Annotated in this window: 14 protein-coding genes; 8 read left to right on the forward strand and 6 right to left on the reverse strand. The window is 74.5% G+C overall.

From position 1 onward, the window contains the following. The first annotated feature begins 9 nt into the window (after positions 1–9). From M4D82_RS05510 to M4D82_RS05535, 6 genes are all read left to right on the forward strand, one after another. The gene (locus M4D82_RS05510; protein WP_249764960.1) at positions 10–420 is read left to right on the forward strand and encodes a DUF5997 family protein; all 411 of its coding nucleotides are present in this window, start codon (positions 10–12) and stop codon (positions 418–420) included. Between the two features lie 274 nt (positions 421–694). Beyond that, positions 695–1,642, forward strand: coding sequence for an ion transporter (locus M4D82_RS05515; RefSeq protein ID WP_249764961.1), 948 nt, complete (start codon positions 695–697; stop codon positions 1,640–1,642). A gap of 137 nt (positions 1,643–1,779) precedes the next feature. After that, entirely contained in the window at positions 1,780–2,196 is a 417-nt protein-coding gene (locus M4D82_RS05520) for a CU044_2847 family protein (RefSeq protein ID WP_249764962.1), read from the forward strand. Between the two features lie 14 nt (positions 2,197–2,210). Next, entirely contained in the window at positions 2,211–6,608 is a 4,398-nt protein-coding gene (locus M4D82_RS05525; protein WP_249764963.1) for an nSTAND1 domain-containing NTPase, read from the forward strand. An 81-nt stretch (positions 6,609–6,689) separates the two neighbouring features. After that, positions 6,690–7,484, forward strand: a complete 795-nt coding sequence (locus M4D82_RS05530) for a molybdopterin-dependent oxidoreductase (RefSeq protein ID WP_502988876.1) — start codon at positions 6,690–6,692, stop codon at positions 7,482–7,484. Then, positions 7,468–8,067, forward strand: a complete 600-nt coding sequence (locus M4D82_RS05535; protein ID WP_249764964.1) for a cytochrome b/b6 domain-containing protein — start codon at positions 7,468–7,470, stop codon at positions 8,065–8,067. The genes M4D82_RS05530 and M4D82_RS05535 overlap by 17 nt, the downstream gene beginning before the upstream one ends. 68 nt (positions 8,068–8,135) lie before the next feature. Here M4D82_RS05535 and M4D82_RS05540 read toward each other — a convergent pair whose 3' ends face one another. The 6 genes from M4D82_RS05540 to M4D82_RS05565 form a co-directional block, all read right to left on the reverse strand. Next, a complete protein-coding gene (locus M4D82_RS05540; protein ID WP_249771494.1) occupies positions 8,136–9,689 on the reverse strand; it encodes a hypothetical protein in 1,554 nt (517 codons plus the stop codon). Between the two features lie 175 nt (positions 9,690–9,864). Beyond that, positions 9,865–10,524, reverse strand: a complete 660-nt coding sequence (locus M4D82_RS05545; protein ID WP_249764965.1) for an ABC transporter ATP-binding protein — start codon at positions 10,522–10,524, stop codon at positions 9,865–9,867. After that, positions 10,517–11,536 (reverse strand): ABC transporter ATP-binding protein, encoded by a 1,020-nt coding sequence (locus M4D82_RS05550; RefSeq protein WP_249771496.1) that lies wholly within the window; start codon positions 11,534–11,536, stop codon positions 10,517–10,519. Before M4D82_RS05550 ends, M4D82_RS05545 begins: the two co-directional genes overlap by 8 nt. Positions 11,537–11,559: 23 nt before the next feature. Continuing rightward, positions 11,560–12,429: an ABC transporter permease gene (locus tag M4D82_RS05555; RefSeq protein ID WP_249764966.1), complete on the reverse strand. Its 870-nt coding sequence runs from the start codon at positions 12,427–12,429 to the stop codon at positions 11,560–11,562. Beyond that, on the reverse strand, positions 12,422–13,387 hold the full coding sequence (locus M4D82_RS05560; RefSeq protein WP_249764967.1) for an ABC transporter permease: 966 nt from the start codon (positions 13,385–13,387) through the stop codon (positions 12,422–12,424). Before M4D82_RS05560 ends, M4D82_RS05555 begins: the two co-directional genes overlap by 8 nt. A 23-nt stretch (positions 13,388–13,410) precedes the next feature. Continuing rightward, positions 13,411–15,003, reverse strand: coding sequence for an ABC transporter substrate-binding protein (locus M4D82_RS05565; RefSeq protein ID WP_249764968.1), 1,593 nt, complete (start codon positions 15,001–15,003; stop codon positions 13,411–13,413). A gap of 213 nt (positions 15,004–15,216) precedes the next feature. On the opposite strand from M4D82_RS05565, the gene M4D82_RS34010 reads away from it, so the two are divergent. Both M4D82_RS34010 and M4D82_RS05575 read left to right on the forward strand, forming a co-directional pair. Further along, positions 15,217–16,182: a fibronectin type III domain-containing protein gene (locus M4D82_RS34010; protein WP_283844448.1), complete on the forward strand. Its 966-nt coding sequence runs from the start codon at positions 15,217–15,219 to the stop codon at positions 16,180–16,182. 65 nt (positions 16,183–16,247) lie between these two features. Then, positions 16,248–18,344 (forward strand): ATP-binding protein, encoded by a 2,097-nt coding sequence (locus M4D82_RS05575; protein WP_249764969.1) that lies wholly within the window; start codon positions 16,248–16,250, stop codon positions 18,342–18,344. The last annotated feature ends 120 nt before the right edge of the window (positions 18,345–18,464 follow it).

Here is an 18,464-nt window from a genome sequence, read left to right on the forward strand (position 1 = left end):
CCTTGACCCATGACGTCGCACCAGAGCACCCAGACGATGAAGCCCGCGACCGCGGCGAAGAAGCTGGGTGTGTACCTCGAGGCCACCCCCGCAGAGTTCCAGGAGGGTGTCGTCTCGCGCACCGAGCTGAACGCCCTCCAGTCCGACCCGCCCGCGTGGCTGGTGGAGCTGCGGCGCAACGGTCCGCACCCCCGGCCGGTGGTCGCGGCCAAGCTCGGCGTCTCCATCGCCGGTCTCGCGCGCGGCGGGGTCACCGAGGCGCTCACGACCGAGCAGATCGAGGCCCTGAAGCAGGAGAACCCCGAGTGGCTGCAGAAGGAGCGCGCCACCCAGGCCGAGGTCCGCAAGGAAGCGGTCCGCATCAAGGAGATGCAGGCCGAGAAGGCCGAGAAGGCGGCGCGCCGCGACGACGATCGCTGACGCGCCGAGCCGCCACCCCCGCAGCACCGCAGCACCGCAGCAGTACCCGCGCCGACGGCCGGGCCGGTCCCTCCGGCCCGGCCGTCGGTCGTTCTCCCCTCCACGGCGCGTGCCCGCCCGTAGCGCTGCGTGACGGACCGACGTCGGCCCGTCGGATCACCGAATCGCTGAAACCGGTTCGGCCGCGCGGCGTTAGAAGGACGGACCGGCGTGCGCGCCCCGCGTGCGCCGGCGTCCGGACGACACGGACGCACCGCCGAGTACGAGGAGCGAGATGACCGACCCGACACCGGTCCCGGCCGGATCCGGCCGCAGGAGACTGGCGGCCCGCTGCCGGCGGATCACCGAGGCCCCGCCGTTCGGGATGGCCGTCTTCGGCGTGATCCTGTTCAACGCGGGGCTGATGGGTGCCGAGACGTACAGCGGGCTGGCCGCGGCGCACGACCGGCTCCTCCAGCTCGCCGAGCAGGGCTGCCTCACCCTGTTCACGCTGGAGATCCTGCTGCGCCTGGGCGCGTACGCCGACCGGCCGAAAGCATTCTTCCGGGACCCCTGGAACATCTTCGACCTGCTGATCGTGGTCTCGGCCTTCCTGCCGGTGCTCCGCGAGAACACCACCGTCCTACGGCTCCTGCGGCTCGCCCGCGTGCTGCGCACCGCCCGTTTCCTGCCCCACCTGCGGATCCTGTTGCTCGCGGTCGGCCGCAGCCTGCCGGGCACCGCCAGCTTCCTCTTCGTCGGCGCGCTCGTGCTGTACGTGTACGCCATGGTGGGCTGGGTCTGCTTCGCGGGGTCGGACCCGGGTCACTACGGGTCGATCGGCCGGGCGATGCTCACCCTGTTCCTGCTGACCACCCTGGACGGCCTGACCGACGCCGTCCGCGCCGGGCTGGAGATCTCCCGGTTCAGCATCGTCTACTACGCCTCCTACGCGCTGCTCGCCTCCTTCGTCCTCGTCAACGTACTGATCGGCGTGGTCCTCAACTCCCTCGACGAGGCACGGGAGATGGAGGACGCCGACGCGCGGGCGCGGGAGCGCGCCGCGAACGACACCGACCCCGCCGAGGAGCTGCGGCAGCGGATCACCGCGGCCCGCCTCGCGCTGGACGACCTGGAGGCGAGCCTGACGGACGTACCGCCCACCCTTCCCGGCCCCGGCTCCGACGCCGACGCCGACCCCGCCGGACAGCGGGCCGGGCGGCAGCTCGAATCGGCGCGCTGAACCGCCCGAGGCGAACGGCTCGGTTTCGGCCATCCCGTACCGCACCCGTTCCGCACTCTTGCCCCGACTCCCTTGCCCTGTGCGAGAGTTGGCCCCTTGCGCCGGGTCGGTGGGCCGACGGGGAGGGTGGACGGGGCATGAGTGGCGAGGTGCGTACGGTCGAGGTCCCCCTGGGGGACGGCACCGACGGGGTGGTGCGCGTACAGATACGGGAGGTGGACGACTCGTTGGCGCGCGTCGGGCGCGGCAACGGGGCCGTGGCGCGGGCCTCCCGGAGCTTCGGCGAGATGGTGGACGGCATACGGCCGGTCGCGGACGGTTTCGTGAGCCGGCTGAGCGGGCTCGTCCACCGGCCCGACGAGATCACCCTGGAGTTCGGGGTGTCCCTTTCGGCCGAGGCGGACGTCGTCATCGCGAGCACCGCCACCGCGGCCAACTTCGCCGTGACCCTGACGTGGAACGCCCCGGTCGCCCCCGCCGGCCCGGTCGACCCCATCGCCCCCACCGCCCCGGTCGCCCCGGTCGCTCCGTCCGGGCAGCCGGACAGCGCCTGACGACGGAGCGCGGGATGACCACCGGAGCGGGTTCCACGCACGCGGACGCCGTACTCGCCGCCGCCATCGTCCGGGTCGGCGCGGCCGGCGCCCCGGCCGGGGTGGGCTTCCTCATCGCCCCCGACCTGGTGCTGACCTGCGCCCACGTCGTCACCGACGCGCTGGGCCTGCCGCGCACCCACCCCTCGGCTCCGACCGGCGTCCTCGCCCTGGACCGTCCCCTGTCGGGCGTGCCGGGCCTGATCGATGCCGAGGTGGCGCACTGGGTGCCGCTGCGGGAGGACGGCACCGGGGACATCGCCGTCCTGCGCACGCCGCGCCCGCCCGCCGGGGTGGTCCCGCCACCCATGGCCTCGCCGGCGAGCGTGTGGGAGCACCCCGTACGGGTCGCCGGCTTCCCGGCCGCCTTTCCCGGCGGGGTCTGGCACGCGGGCCGACTGCGCGGCCGGACCGCCGAGGACTGGGTGCAGCTCTCGGGCGCCGACCAGCAGGGCGTGCCCGTCGACAAGGGGTTCAGCGGGAGTCCCGTCTGGGACGAGGAGGCGCGGGCCGTCGTCGGGATGGTCGTGGCCGCGCAGCTGTCCGGGGACCGGCAGAGCTTCGTGATCCCGATCGAGACCCTGGTCGCGGAGGTGCCCGCGCTCGCCCCGGTCCTGAGCCCCGACTCCCCGTTCCGGGGGCTGGTCACGTTCCAGGAGTCCGACGCGGGGGTGTACTTCGGCCGGGACGCCGAGGCCGACGAGGTGACGGCGCTCCTCGACGCGGGTCCGCGCCCGTACGTGGCCCTCGTCGGCCCCTCGGGCTGCGGGAAGTCCTCCCTGGCCCTGGCCGGGGTGGCGCCCCGGCTGCGCGCCCGGGGGCACGAGGTGCTGGTGCTGCGGGCCGCCGACGGGCTCCCCGTCCGCACCGCCCTCGCGGCCGAACTGGCCCGCCTGGCCCATCCGGAGCTGCGGGGCGGGCCCCGGGCGGCCGCGCTGCGGGAACTGGAGGACTCCCTGACGCGGCGCGGGCTGTTGGACACCGCGCGGCTGGTGCTCGGGACCCCGACCGGCCGGTTCCTCGTCGTACTGGACCAGGCGGAGGCGCTGCTCGCGCACGCCCGGGGCACGGAGGGCGACGAGGACGGAGCGCGGCTGCTCTTCCCCGAGCCGCCCCCGGCCGGGCTGCGGGTGCTCGTCACCCTGCGGGCGGACTTCCTGGAGGCGGCCCTGTCCCACCCGGTCCTGGGCCCCGCCCTGGACCGGGCCGCCCTGCGGCCCCTGCGGCCGATGAGCCGGGCGCAGCTGTCGGAGGTGATCCTGCGGCCGCTGTCCGCCATCCCCGCCGTGTCCTACGACCCCGGGTTGGTCGCGCGGATGCTGGACGACGCCGGCGTCGAGCCGGGCGCCCTGCCGCTGCTGGGCTTCGTGCTGGCGCGGCTGTGGGACGAGCGGGCCGCCGGACGGCTGCGGTTCGACTCGTACGAGGAGATCGGCGGCGTGCGCGGCGCCCTGGGCCGGCACGCGGAGGCCGCCTGGCAGGTGTGCGTCTCCGACGCCGACCGGGACGAGGCCCTGCGCCTGCTGACCTCGCTGGTGCGGGTCCTGCCGGGCGGTGAGGCCCCGCTGCGCGCCGTGGTGAGCCGGGCGGAGGCGGGCGAGGAGCGGTGGCGGATCGCCGGGTCGCTGGCGGAGCGGCGGATCCTGGTCGTCGGCGGTGATCCGGAGCACGGGCAGAGCGTGGAGCTGGCGCACGAGGCGTTGATCGCCGCCTGGCCCACCCTGGCCGGGCAGGTGGCGGAGAACCGCGCGTTCCTGTCCTGGCGGGCCGGGTTCCGGCGGGAGTTGGAGGTGTGGCGGGAGCACGGGCGGGCCCGGGACCAGCTCCTGACGGGCGCCCCGTTGGACGCCGCCGTGGAGCAGACGGGCAGCCGTCGGGCGGAGCTGACGTCGGAGGAGGCGGAGTTCCTCGACCGGTCGGTGGCCCGGCGGGCCGAGGAGGCGGCGAAGCGCCGGCGCGACCGGCGGCGCGCCCGCGTGGCCGTGTGCGTCCTGGTGGCCTTGCTGCTCGTGGCGGGTCTGGCGACGTGGCGGCTGCGGCTCGCGAACGACCGCCTCGACGAGGACCTGCGGCGGGCGGCGTCCCCGCAGCTGTCGGCGCTGGCGACCCGGCTGGACGACGTGTCGGTGGTCACCTCCTCCCTGATGGGGGCCGCCGCCTACCGCACGGCGCCGAGCTCCGAGGCCAAGACGGTCCTGCTGGAGCAGTACCTGCGCATGCGGCACGTCGAGCGGGTCGTGGTGGAGGGCAAGGGCGACGTGGAGGACGCCGTGCTCAGCGAGGACACGGACCAGGTCACGATCGGCCTGAGCAGTGGCGAGGTACTCATCGCGGACCTGGGCGAAGGTCCGCCGCGCCTGAGCAGTCCCGGGAACAGGCAGCGGCTGGTGACGGCCTCCCCCGACGGCAACGCGGCCGCTTCCTCCGGGTACCAGGGTCAGCTGAGAGTGGGCCTTCGTGCGAAGGACGGCAGTTGGCGCCAGGTGGAACTGCGTGGCAAGGAGGCCGCGCGGCAGAACGCCCAGGGCGCGACCGAGCTGCGGTTCGACGCCACCGGGGAGCGGGTGCTCGCCGCCGTCCCCGGCGAGGGGGTCAGGGTGTGGCAGGCGGCCACGGGGCAGCGTACGGGCGCGGACCTCGCCCCGCCCGCCGGCTGGCGCGTCTCGCACGCCTGGTTCGGGCCGGGGGGCGAGAGCGTGATCGGGCGGATCGTCCAGGAGGGGGCCGCCTCCACGGCCAACGGAAGGCTCGTGCGCTGGCAGCTCTCCGACGGCCGCCGGGACGACGAGCCGTTGCCGGGCCAGTCGGGTCAGTCGGGTCAGTCGGGGCAGCCAGGGCAATCGGCTCAATCGACTCAGGAGGTCGGCGCCGTCACGGTGAGCGGGGACGGCTCCACCCTCGTCCGCTGCACCGCCGAGGGAACCCTCCAGGTGTGGGACCTGGCCGGCGGGCCCCGGGTGAAACGGCAGTACAGCACCTCCCAGTTGGGGCTGGTCTGTCCGCTGTACGTACCCCGGCTCGACCGTACCGGGCGCTTCCTGATCAACCCGGCGCAGCGTTTCGGCCCCGCGCTCGGCCACTTCCGGTTCCTGGTGCTCGACCTCCAGGAGGGGCTGCCCTCCACCTTGGACCTGCCGGCGGCCGCGCAGACGGACGAGTTCCTGTCCGGTACGGGACAGCCGCCGGTCGTCAGCCTGGCCGGGCCGCCCGACGCCATGAAGGTGGCCTTCGCCGTGGCCGGGACGCTCGTCACCGCCCCCGTGCCGCGCCCCACCTCGTTCGACAGCGCCATGATGACCTCCCTGATCCGGACCGTCGACGCCGACCACAACCGGATCGCGACCGTCGACGCGGACGGCGCCACCCTGCGCCTGTGGGACCTGAAGGAGCGGCGCCAGCTCGCGGCCGTACGGCCCTCCGCACCCCTGGCCCGCCTGTATCCGGCGTTCAGTCCGGACGGCAGGCGGCTGCTGACCGTGACGGCGGACGGCCAGGGCGTGCTGGTGTGGGACCTGGCCCCGGCCGGCGGCGGGCCCGTCCTCGCCGAGGCTCGGCGGATCACCCTGCCCGGCCCGCCGGGCGTCGATCCCGCCCGCCCGGACCCGAGGACGGGGCGCACGCCGGCCTGGGTGAACGTCGGCTTCGACGGTTCGGACCACGCGGTGATCTCGGCGGTCTCCTACGTGTCCCGCTGGGACCTGCGCACGGGGACCGAGGCCGGCCGCCTCTACCGGCCCCCGGTCCAGGAGGCCGCCGAAGTGGCCGGCGCGGCGGCGACCGTGTTCGCGGTGCCCCGCCCAGGGCACCAGCAGGCGGCGGTGCGCACGATCAACGAGCAGATCCTGCTGTGGGACTTCGAGCGGGGCGCGGTCGTGGAGACGATCGGCGTGCTCCGCGGCCCGTTGCGGCAGATGAACTTCGACGCGGGCGGCCGGCTGCTCGCCGCGGTGACGGTCTCCGGCGAGCTCCAGATCCTCGACCTGGAGCGGCCTCTGACGGGCGAGGACGCCAAGGACGGCAAGTGGAAGTGGAAGGTGGTCAGCTACCAGGGCGTGCTGTGGCTGAACGGCTTCCCCACCGCGGGCACCGTGAGCACGGTGGGCACCGCCAACTCCTTCACCTTCTGGGACCTGGAGAGTCACGCCGAGCTGTACCACTTCACCCCCGGCTACGGGGCCACCGGCGACTGGTCGGCGGACGGCGGGGCACTCGCCTGGGCCGAGGGCTCTTCCGTGGAAGTGATACCCCTGGACCCGGAACGGTGGCGGGCACGGGCCTGCGAGCTGGCCGGCCGGGACCTGAGCGCGGCCGAGAAGCGCCTCCTGCCCACCGGCAGCCACTCCGACGCCTGCGCCGGGCTGCCGAAGCCCTGACCGGGCGGCGGATGTGACGGAAGTCTGACGGGCGGGCCGCGACCCTGGCGCCCCGGGCGGAGGCGGTGGTCGAATCGGCGGGTGAGCACAGCAGCGGACGAACCCCACACCGGAGCGGACCCCGCGCCCGACGGCCCCGGCAGCCCCGCGGCACCGGACGCCGGCCCCGACGGCCACGGCGCCCCGGTCGGGCGGCGGCTGGTCTTCGGGATGGTCGGGCTCGGCGTCGCCGGGCTCGCGGCCGCGCCCTGGCTGCGGCGCGGTCTCGAAGCCGGGCTGGGCTCCGTGGCCGGCAAGGATCCGACCGGCCTGACCGCGCTGCTCCCGGCGGGCGGCGGGTTCCGCTACTACTCCGTCGCCGCCTCCGTGCCCGAGCGGGGCCCGGCGGACTACCGGCTCACCGTCGACGGACTGGTCGAGCGGCCGGCCACGTACGACCTCGAAGCGCTGCGGCGGATGCCCCAGACGCGGGTGGTCCGTGACGTGCAGTGCGTCACGGGGTGGCGGGTCCCCGCGACCCCGTTCGAGGGGGTGCCCGTGGCACGGCTCCTCGACGCCGCCGGGGTGCTGCCCGAGGCCCGTGCCATCCGCTTCACGTGCTTCGACGGGACGTACACCGAGAGCCTGACCCTGCCCCAGGCCCGACGCGACGACGTCATGGTGGCGCTGCGGATGCGGGACCGGCCGCTGGGCCACGACCACGGCGGGCCGGCCCGGCTGTACGTGGCGCCCATGTACTTCTACAAGTCCGCCAAGTGGCTCTCCGGGATCACCGTGACCCGCGAGGTGCGGCCGGGTTACTGGGAGGAGCTCGGCTATGACGTCGACGCCTGGGTCGGCACGTCGAACGGACGCGACGATGCCCCGACCGTCTGACGTACGCCGCTTCGGCCCCGCCCAGCGCCGCGTCCACCGGGCCTCCGCCGCGCTGATGGGCGTCTGCGTGCTCTCGGCCGCCTGCCTGTACCTGCCGCCGCTCGCGCAACTCGTCGGACGCCGCCACCTCCTGGTCACCGTGCACGAGTGGTCCGGGATCGCCCTGCCGGTACCGTTCCTGCTGGGTACGGCCTCCCGCGCCTTCCGCGGCGACCTGCGGGTGCTGAACCGGTTCGGGCCGCACGACCGGGTCTGGCTGCGCTCCGCGCTGCGCCGGCGCGGGCCGCGCCCGGCCGGGAAGTTCAACGCCGGGCAGAAGGTGTACGCGGCCTGGCTGGCCGGCGCCGTCCTGGTACTGGCGGGTACGGGGCTGCCGATGTGGTTCACCGGCCTGGCGCCGCTCGTGGTGCGTGGCGGGGCGGCGTTCGTGCACGAGTGGCTCGCGCTCGCGGTGGGGCTCGTCCTGGCCGGGCACATCGGCAAGGCGTGGGGCGACCCGGAGGCGCGGCGGGGGCTGCGCACCGGTTTCGTTGGTCGGTGGTGGGCGGAGCGCGAGCATCCGTTGTGGCGGCCGGGCGAGTGACGGGCGCCGCACCGACGCCCGCCGGCCCGCCGGCCCGTCAGCCCGTCACTCCGTCCACCCCTCCCCGATCACGTGTCGCGGACCGCGACGATGCCGTTGAACACGCCGACGTAGGCCGTGCCGTCGGGGCCGAGGGTGATCGGCGCCCAGTTGTTGTCGTACAGCGGTCCGGTGCCGGTCAGTCGCCGCCAGCGGCGCTCGCCGGTGCGGAAGTCGACGGCGGTGAGGTACCAGGCGTCGATGCCCCAGCGGTTGGGCTCCTTCTCGTAGAAGTAGAGGAGCCCGTTGCCGGTGGAGAGTTTGGGAACGGTCGAGGGTGAGCGGACATCGCTCTCCCACACGGTGTCGCAGCCGCTGCCGTCGGGGCGGACGTCGACGCGCGTGACACCGCCGACGACGGACGTGCCGAGGAGCAGCGAGGTGGGGTTCTCGTAGCCGTAGTTGTTTTCGACGACGATGCTGTTGCCCCAGGTGATCAGGGAGTTGTCGGTGGTCGAGGCGCCGGATCGGAAGACGGGCACCTTGCAGATCAGTCTGTGGCCGGCGGGGATGTCGGCGCCCCGCTTGTAGACCAGGACGTTCATGCGGTCGTCGGCGTTGTCGGTGATCGCGACGTAGCCGTCGCCGAAGAGGTCCGGGGTGGTGCCCGAACCCTGGTTGACGGAGCCGGGTTTGGTCCCGGTGCCGCGGTCGTAGGTCTCGCGCCACTGCGCCTCGGGGGTGCCGTCGGCGCCGGCGCGGAAGCCGTAGAGGGCGTGGTCGGTGACGATGGAGACGCCGTCCTCGGCGACCGAGAAGGAGTTCTGGATCTCCTCGCCCTCCAGCCGGACGGAGCGGATCCGCGAGGTGGTGGGGTCGACGGTGCCGACGCGGCCCTGGCGGGTGACCCACCAGATGCGGCCGTCCCAGTCGGGCATGACGGACGTCACGGGGTCGCAGGTGCCCTCGGGGCGCAGGTTGGTCCAGCCGACGCAGTCGTGCGGGACCTGTCCGGTGAGGTCCCAGTCGTCGTCGACGGTGAACTTCCAGCTGCCGTCGGGGTTTTGGGAGTGGGACAGGCGCAGGATGTGCTGGCGGGAGTCGGCCAGCACGGCCCGGTCCCGGTCGTCCAGGTAGAAGTAGGCGCCGCCCGAGGTGTCCTTGAAGATCTTCGAGAAGTCGAGCGAGGTGATCGCCTCGACCGTCGAGGAGCGCTGCGGGAGGGAGTACTCCGCGAGCGTGGCGAGCGTACGGGGCTCCAGGAGCTTGACCTTGAAGCCGGAGAACGTTCCGCACACGGTGACCAGCCGGCCGCCGGCGTCGAAAGTGGCGGTGGCGCATTCCCCGCCGAGGGCGGCGATCTTCTCGCTGGTGACCTTCGGGTTCCTGCCGAGCGGTCCGGACCAGGGGACCGTGGCGCTGCCGGAGGCGTCGGCGTGCATGCCGCTGCGGCCGTTGGGCGCCAGGAAGGGGTGTTGCGGCGGGGCGTCACCGGGCAGCGCCGCGGCGGTCGCGGGGGCGCCGTCGTAGTGGCTGACCAGGCGGTGGCCGGGCGCCTTGGGGATCTCCTCGGCCCGCGCGGTCGGGACGAGCCCGTACGCCACCGTCAGGACGGCGAGCGCGGGGACCACCGCGCAGTCCATTGTTCTTCGCAACCGGAACATCAGGTCAACCTCCTTCGGTGTCAAGCCTGTTGACACCGTGTCTGACGTCGCGCCGCCGCCAACGGACGCTAGATCGCACGGCCCGAGGAGTCCATGGATGTTCGGGAGGATTCACGTACGCGCAACAGTCGATCGGCAAGCGCCGATCGGTGGGTCAACCGCGCGCGATGTCCTCCCAGTGGGTCGTACGGTCGCACCAGCGCCCGAGCAGCACCGGGTCGTGGCCGACGGCGAGCAGCCCGGCGCCGGTCTCGGCGCGGTACTCCTCCACGACGGCGACCAGGGCCGCGGTGGTGGAGGCGTCGAGCATCGCGGTCATCTCGTCGCAGACGAGCCAGCGCGGGCGCAGCACCAATGCCCTTGCGAGGCAGGCGCGTTGCAGTTGCCCGTCGCTGACCTCGTGGGGGCGTCGGGCGAGCAGGTCGGGCCCGAGGCCGACCCGGTCGGCGAGCGCGGCGACGGCCGAGGCCGCTTCCCTACGTCGCCCCGTGGCCCGGAGCGGTTCCGCGACGAGGTCGTGGAGCCGCAGGCGGGGGTCGGCCGCCAGGCGGGGCTGCTGGAAGACGACGCCGACGTCGACGCGCAGGGCGCGCGGGGCCCGGTGCCGGAAGCCGGTGACGGTGCGGCCGTCGAGGGTGACGGTCCCCGCGTCGGGTCGGTGCAGCAGGGCGGCGACGCGGGCGAGGGTGGACTTGCCGCAGCCGCTGGGGCCGAGCAGGCCGAGGGCTTCGCCGGGTGCCAGGGTCAGGTGCGCGTCCCGGACGACGGGGTGGCGGCGGTCGTAGCCGGCGGTGATGCCGTGGAGCTCAAGCACGGTGGCAGGCCACTCCTTCGGTGAGGGCCGGCCGGTCGGTGCGGCAGTCGGCGTCGGCGAGGGGGCAGCGGGGGGCGAAGGCGCAGCCGGGCGGGAGGGCGCCCAGTTCGGGCGGGGCGCCGGGGATGGGGGTGAAGGCCCGTTCGGGCAGGGCGTCGAGCAGGCCCCGGGCGTAGGGGTGGCGGGGGCCGGGCCCGTGGAAGAACGTCGCGGCGGGGGCGATCTCCACGATGCGGCCGGCGTACATGACGGCGACGGTGTCGGCGATCCGCTGGGCGGCGGCCAGGTCGTGGGTGATCATCAGCAGGGCGCGGCCGGTGTCGCGGGTGTGGGCACGCAGTTCGTCGACGGTGCGGTGGACGAGGTCCCGGTCGAGGCCGGTGGTCGGCTCGTCGGCGAGGAGCAGGGGCGCGTCCCCGATGAGCGCGAGGGCGGTGGCGGCCCGTTGGGCGAGGCCGCCCGACAGCTCGTGGGGGTGGCGGTCGAGGTGGCTCGCGGGGAAGGCGGCCCGCTCGGCGGCGGCCTCGGCGGCGGCGCGCACGGCCTTCCTCCGGGATCCCGCCGAGCCCGCCGTGCCGGGGTCGGTGAGTTCCCGGACGGTTTCCTCCAGGTGGGAGCGGACCGTGCGGACCGGGGTGAGGTGCGCGGCGGGGCTCTGCGGGACCAGGGCGACGCGTCGGCCGCGCACCTTCCGGGCGAGGGTGGTCTCGTCGGCGGCGAGCAGGTCGAGGCCGTCGGCGAGGCGGGCGGAGCCCGAGGTCTCCGCGTTGCCGGGGAGGAGTCCGAGCAGGGCGGAGGCCAGGACGGACTTCCCGCAGCCGCTCTCGCCGACGAGGGTCAGGCACTCCCCCGCCCGCAGCTCGAAACGGGCGTCGGTGACGGCCTCGACGTGGTGCGCTCGGCGCCGCCCGCCCCGCATCCGGAACCGCACCGAGAGCCCCTCGACGGTGAGGACGGCGGCGGGCGTCGAGGCGTCGGGCGTCGAGGCGTCGGGCGTCGAGGCGTCGGGCATCGGACGGGCGGGATGGCGGGCGGTCACAGGGTCAGCTCCGAGCGGCGGCGGGGGCTCTGGCGGTCGTGCCAGGCGCCGGCGAGGCCGGCGATGGCCAGCGTCGGCAGGATCAACAGCAGGCCGGGGAAGAGCGTGGGCCACCAGTCGCCGGCCAGGAGCGAGCCGCGGGCGCTCTGGACGAGGGTGCCGAGGCTCGCCTGATGGGAGGGCAGGCCGAGGCCCAGGAAGGAGAGCGCCGACTCGTGCCACATGGCGTGCGGGACCATCAGTACGGCGGCCAACCCGGCCTGGGGCAGGATGCCCGGGACCAGGTGGCGCAGAGTGACCCGCAGCCGTGAGGCGCCGCCCGAGACGGCCGCGTCCACGTAGGGGCGACCGCGCAGGGAGAGGACTTCCGCGCGCACGATGCGGGCCGTGGACAGCCAGTGGGTCAGGGCCACGGACACGACGACCGGCCAGATCCCGGGCCGGAACATGGCCACGACGAAGATCCCGAGCAGCAGGTGCGGGATGGCGGACAGGGTGTCGACGGCCCGCATCAGGAGTCGGTCGACGCGGCCGCCGAGGGAGCCCGCGGCGGCGCCCACGGCGGTGCCGATCACGGTGGCGACGAGGGCCGCCACCAGGCCGACGAGCAGCGAGACCCGCAGTCCGTAGACGCAGCGCAGCAGCAGGTCGCGGCCGACGTCGTCGGTGCCGAAGGGGTGGGACCAGGACGGCGGTCGGAGTTTGGCCGCGAGGTCGACGGCCTGCTGGTCGAGCTGGACCAGCGGCGGCACCAGCAGGACGGCGAGGGCGAGGACGGCCAGCACGGCGGCCGAGACGCGCACCCGCAGGGCGCGGGTGGAGCGCCCGGGGCGGCGGCCGTGTGAACGCCGGCGGAGTTCAGCCATCGAAGCCCACCCTCGGGTCGGCGAGTCCGTAGAGCAGGTCGGACAGCAGGTTCCCGACGAGGACGGCGGCCGTGGCCAGGACCGTCAGGGCGGCGAGCAGCGGGAAGTCCACGGACGTCGCCGCCTGGACGGTGGCGGCGGCGATGCCGGGCCAGCTGAAGACGGTCTCGACCAGCAGGGCGCCGGTGATCAGTTCGGGTACGCGGGAGCCGACGAGGGTCAGCATCGGGAGCATCCCGGAGCGCAGTGCGTGCCCGAGCAGCACGCGCCGCTCGGACAGGCCCCGGGCGCGGGCGCCGCGTACGGGGTCCTCGTCGAGCGCGTCGGCGACGCCCTGGCGTACGTAGAGGTAGAACCAGGGCAGTTGGGACAGGCCCAGGACGAGCGCGGGAAGCACCAGGTGGGAGGCGACCTGGCCTGCGGTGATCGTGTCGCTGGCCGCGTCGGTCAGTCCGCCGGAGGGCAGGACGCCCAGGCGCACGGAGAAGAACCAGATGGCGAGCAGTCCGAGCCAGAAGGCCGGGGCGGCCTCCAGGGTGTACGCGAGGCCGGACACGGCCCGGTCGAGCGGGCCGCCCCGGCGCCGCGCGGCGAGTACGCCGAGGCCGGTGCCGAGGAGGACGGCGACGGCGAAGGCGCTGCCGGCGAGGAGCGTCGACCAGCCGAGGCGGGCGGTGATGACGTCGGCGACGGGTTGGCGCATCACGGCGGAGGTGCCGAGGTCGCCGGTGAGCGCGGAGCCGAGCCAGTCCCACCAGCGCGTCACGAGCGGCCGGTCCACGCCGAGGTTGGCCCGCAGTTGGTCGAGTTCGGCCTGCGAGGCGGTGAGGCCGGCGGTGCCGGCGTAGGCCTTGACGGGGTCGAAGGGGGACAGCGCGGCGACGGCGAAGACGCCGAAGGTGACGGCGAGCAGGACCGGGGCGGCGGAGAGGATCCGCCGCCCGGTCATGCGTGCCATCGGCCCCCAGGGGAGGCGGGGGTTCACTTCTGCTTGGGCTTCCACTGCTCGACGTTCCACCAGGGGCCGGAGCCGAGGCCGTGGTCGTGCGGCTCGACCTGGGTGCTCGGGCCCTCCCACTTGTCGTTGACGACGTAGAGGTGGTCGATGTGGGTGAGGAAGACGTAGCCGGGGTTGCCCACGAGTTCGCGCTGCACGGTGTCGTAGGCGGCCTTGCGGACGGCCGGGTCGCCGCTGCGGCGGCCGTCGAGGAGGGCCTGGTCGACGGTGGGGTTGGCGTACTGGGCCATGTTGTTGAAGCCGTCGCCGGCGAGGGAGGAGGTCAGCAGCAGGTACTGGTCGAAGTCGGGGTCGGCCGGGGAGCCGCCGCCCGCGAGGACGGCGTCGGTCTTCATCCGGGGTTCGATGACCTCCCAGGTGCCGGCCTCGGTCTTCACCTCGACGCCGGCCTTGCGGGCGTCGGAGGCGAAGGCCAGCGCGTGGTCCTGGCGGATCTTGTCGCCGGAGGTGTACCAGAGCGGGAAGGAGGCGCGGACGCCGTCCTTGACACGGATGCCGTCCTCGCCCGCCTTCCAGCCGGCGTCGTCGAGGACCTTCTTCGCGCGTTCGAGGTCGTACGGGCGCTCCGTGCCGGCGGTGAACCAGCGGCTGTCGGTCGGGACGGGGCCGTAGGCCGCCTTGCCGGCGTCCTCCAGGAGCTTGTCGACCATGGCCTGGCGGTCGACGGCGATGTCGAGGGCCTGGCGGACGGCCGTGTCGCCGGTGACGGGGTGGTGCGTGGGGAGAGTGACGTTGCGGTAGTCGAAGGTCTTGGCGGCGAAGGTCCGGCGGGCGCCGTCCTGGGCGAATCCCTTGGCGAGGTTCGGGGGCAGGATCGCCGCGTCGAGTTCGCCGGAGCGCAGCCGGGTGGCGCGGACGTCGTCGTCCTTGACGACGGCCATCGTGAACTTCTTCACCGCCGGCTCGCCGCCCCAGTAGTGGGGGTTGGCCTTGAAGGAGATCTTCTCGCCCTTGGACCAGGCGGTCAGCACGTAGGGGCCGGTGCCGACGGGCCTGGTCGTGAAGTCGCCGCTGTTGACGTCCTGGCGGCCCGCGACGTGTTCGGGGGCGATGGGCAGGACGGTGCGCTCGGCGAACGGCGCGTAGGGGTACTTGAGCGTGAAGACGACCCGGTCCTCGCCCTGGGCGGTGACGCTCTCGATGGCGTCCAGCTCGGTCTTCGAGGCGTTGTTCGTCTTCGGGTCGAGGATCGTGCGGTAGGTGAACTCGACGTCCTTGGCGGTGAACGGCTCGCCGTCGCTGAACTTCACGCCGTGGCGCAGGCGGTAGGTGTACGTGCGGCCGTCGGCGGAGACGTCGGGGAGGGCCTCGGCGAGCGCCGGCTGGAGCTTCATGTCCGCGTCGTGGGTGAGGAGCCCGTCGAAGAGCTTGGAGTTGCCGTCCTTGCCGTAGCCGAGCAGCGGGCTCAGGGTCTCCGGTTCGGTCGCGATGCCGACCACGGCGGAGTCCGCGGGGGCGGATCCGGTGGGGTTCGAGCAGGCCGCCACGCCCGTGATGAGTGCGGTGGCGAGGGTCGCGCGGACCGCTCCCCGTACGCGTGCTGTCCGGGCCGTCATGCTGTGCACATCCCTGTTTACGATCATCTGTTATTGCAAAGAGATCGCAATAATGCCAGAGGGGAACAGAAGAAGACGAACCGGGGCACAGCGAAGGCGCGGACGGGGCGGAGCGGGCACCGGAGCCCACCGGAGCGCGCCGGGGGTCTTGTCGGCGGCGCCCGCGCGTGCCATACATGTCTAGACCAATCATCGGACGTGGAGGAAGGCCCCGTGCGACGCACCACTCCCCCGCGCCCCCTCCGCGCGACCCTCGCCCTCACCCTGGCCCTCGCCGCCCTCGGCGCGTGCGCCCCGGACGGCGGCGACGCCCCGCCCGCGCCCGTCGGACTCACCGCCCAAGCCGGCAGCGCCACGTCCGTCCACGTCATGTGGGACTCGGCCCCCGCCGCCGACCGGGTCACCGGCTACCAGGTCTTCCAGTCCGGCCGACTGGTGCGCGAACTGCCCGCCGACAAGACGATGGTGGACATCACGGACCTCGCGCCGCGGACCGCCTACGCGTTCACCGTCCGGGCCAAGGACGCCACCGGCAGGCGCTCCGCCCCGAGCGCGACCGCCGAGGTGACCACCCCGCTCGCCCGCGCCGAGGACCGTCAGGCCCCCACGGCCCCGACCGCCACCACCGGCCGCGCCGAGGGTCCCCGTACGGTCCGCCTCGACTGGGCGGCGGCGACGGACGACACGGGCGTGACCGCGTACGACGTCCACCAGGGCGGCGTCCGGATCCACACGGCCGGCGCCGGCGAGCGCGGCGCCACCCTGACCGGACTCCAGCCCGGCACGGCGTACGAGTTCACCGTGCGCGCCCGGGACGGCGCCGACAACGCCTCCCCCGACGGCCCCACCGTCACCGTGACCACCCCCGCCGACCCGGCGCGGGGCCCGCGCACCGCGCCCGGCGCCTTCACGGCGACGGCCGCGCCCGGGGCCGTCGAGCTCGGCTGGAGCGCCCCCGACACCGGCCGCCCGACTACCGAGTACGAGCTCTACGTCAACGACAAGCCCGTCACCGTCATCCAGTTCGGCGCCGGCGCGGTACCCACGGGCCGGGCCGCGTACCGGCTCACCGCGAGCGAGCCGGCCGGGACGGTCTGGACCCTGAAACTGCGCGCCCGACTGCCCGACGGCAACTGGGGCGCCTTCTGCGAGGAACGCCGGATCACCCTCACCGGCTGACCCCGATCGGGCGCCATACGGGCCGAACGCCACTGCCGCGAACAAAGATCGCGCACAATACATCCGTGTTCGGTGAGTACTCGGTCAACGACCATCAGGCGGACCCCGCACGCGGGAAACCCGCGCCGGAATCGGTCGCCGTGCCGGGAAACCTGCCGCCGGAGACGGCGAGCTTCATCGGCCGGGACGGTGAACTCGCCCGCCTGCGCCCCCTGTTGCGCGAACGAAGACTGGTCACCCTGACCGGCGTCGGCGGCGTCGGCAAGTCCCGGCTCGCACTGCGGGCCGCCGCCGCACGCGCCCAGGCCCGCCCCGACGGGGTCTGGTGGGTGGACCTGTCCCCGCTGCGCGCCCCGGGACTGCTCACCACCACCGTCGCCCACGCCATCGGCCTCGCCGACCACTCCGCGCACTCCCTCGACGAGGAACTGTGCGCGTGGATGGCCGACAAGGAACTGCTGCTCGTCCTCGACACCTGCGAACACCTGGTCACCGAGGTCCGGCACCTGGCGGGCGAACTCCTGCAGTCCGCCCCCGGCCTGACCGTCCTCACCACCTCCCGGGAACGCCTTGGCTCCCCCGGCGAGTTGGTCTTCGAGGTCCGCCCGCTGTCCACCGACGGCCCCGACAGCGAGGCACTGGCCCTCTTCCGGGCCCGGTCCCTGGCCGCCGCACCGCACCGCGCCGCCGTCTTCGCCGACCCGGCGCGCGCCCGGATCGCCGCCGAGGTGTGCCGCCGCCTCGACGGCATCCCGCTCGCCCTGGAGTTGGCCGGAGCCCGGCTGCGGCGGTGGACCCTGGAACAGACGGCCCGACGGCTCGACGCGCGCTTCGAGGTGCTCACAGACGGCCGTCGCGCGCCCGGTCACCGCCACAGCACGCTGCGGACCGCGATCGGCTGGAGCCACGAGCTGTGCGAGCCGTTGGAACGGCTGCTGTGGGCCCGACTCTCCGTCTTCACCGGGGACTTCGACGTGGCCGCCGCCCGCGCGGTCTGCTCCGGCGGGCCGCTGCCCGCGGCCCGGGTCGAGCGGGTGCTGGAGGGGCTCGTCGCGAAGTCCGTCGTACGGCGCTCCGAGCAACGGGGAGCGGGGGCCCGCTACCGGATCCTGGACACCATCCGCGAGTTCGGTCACGACTGGCTGACGGAGCTGGGCGAGGTCCGGAGCGTCGCCGACCGGCACGCCCACTGGTACGCCGCACTGTGCGGGGCCGCCGAGCGGGGCTGGCTGGGGCCGGGCCAGGTGGACTGGCACCGCAGGATGACCGCCGAGCACGCCCAGGTGCGCACCGCCCTGGAACACCTGCTGGGCACCGACCCGCGGGCGGCCCTGGAGATGGCCGGGGACCTGTGGTTCTACTGGTTCGCGTGCGGGCACGTCCACGAGGGCCGGGCCTTCCTGGAACGGGCCCTCGCCGGGGCCCCGGCCACGGGCGCCGCCCACACCCAGGCCCTGTGGGCCCTCGGCCTGACGATGCTGCTCCAGGGGGACCTGGCCGGCGCCGGGGAGGTCGCCACGCGGTGCGTCCGGGCCGCGGCGCGTCTCGCGGATCCGGAGCGGGAGCTGCGCGCCGCCTACCTTCGGGCCGTGGCCGTGATGATGCCGGGTGACCCGGCGGAGGCGCTGGAGCTGGCCGGACCCCGGGCGCGGGCGAGCCACGGTGGACGGCCGGGCGGGGCGGGCCTGCTGCTGTGCCGGCTGGCCGGCGCGTACGCGCTGTGCGACCTCGGGCGCTTCGAGGAGGCCACGCGGGAGGCGGAGGCGCTGCGCGCGGCCTGCGCGGAGCTGGGCGAGCGGTGGCTGCGGGCGTACGCGGACTACGTCCTGGCCGTGGCCGCGCTCGGGCTCGGCCGGCACGGGGAGGCGGCCCGGCACGTCCGGGCCATGCTCTCGGCGAAGCGGCTGCTGGGGGACCGCCTCGGCATCGCGTTGGGCTTGGACCTGCTGGCGACCGCCGTGGCGGGGCTGGGCGACGGGGAACTGGCCGCTCGGCTGCTGGGCACCGGGTACGCCTGGTGGCGCACGGCGGGCCGGCCGCAGATGGGTTCGCCCTCGCTGACGGCCCTGCGGGACGAGGGCGAGCGGCAGGCGCGGGCGGCGATCGGCGACGCGGCCTACGAGAGCGCGTTCCTGGGCGGCGCGGCGGCGCCCACCGGCTGACAGCGGGCCGGTGGACGCCTCCCCCCCAAGTCGAGGGCTCCCGTCAGTACGGGAGGGGTCTGCCCGACGGGGTGCGCAGGTCCAGGTCTCGGGGGGCGGGTTTGGGGACGGGCTTGCGGA

This window comes from Streptomyces sp. RerS4 (assembly GCF_023515955.1).
Taxonomy (GTDB): Bacteria; Actinomycetota; Actinomycetes; order Streptomycetales; family Streptomycetaceae; genus Streptomyces.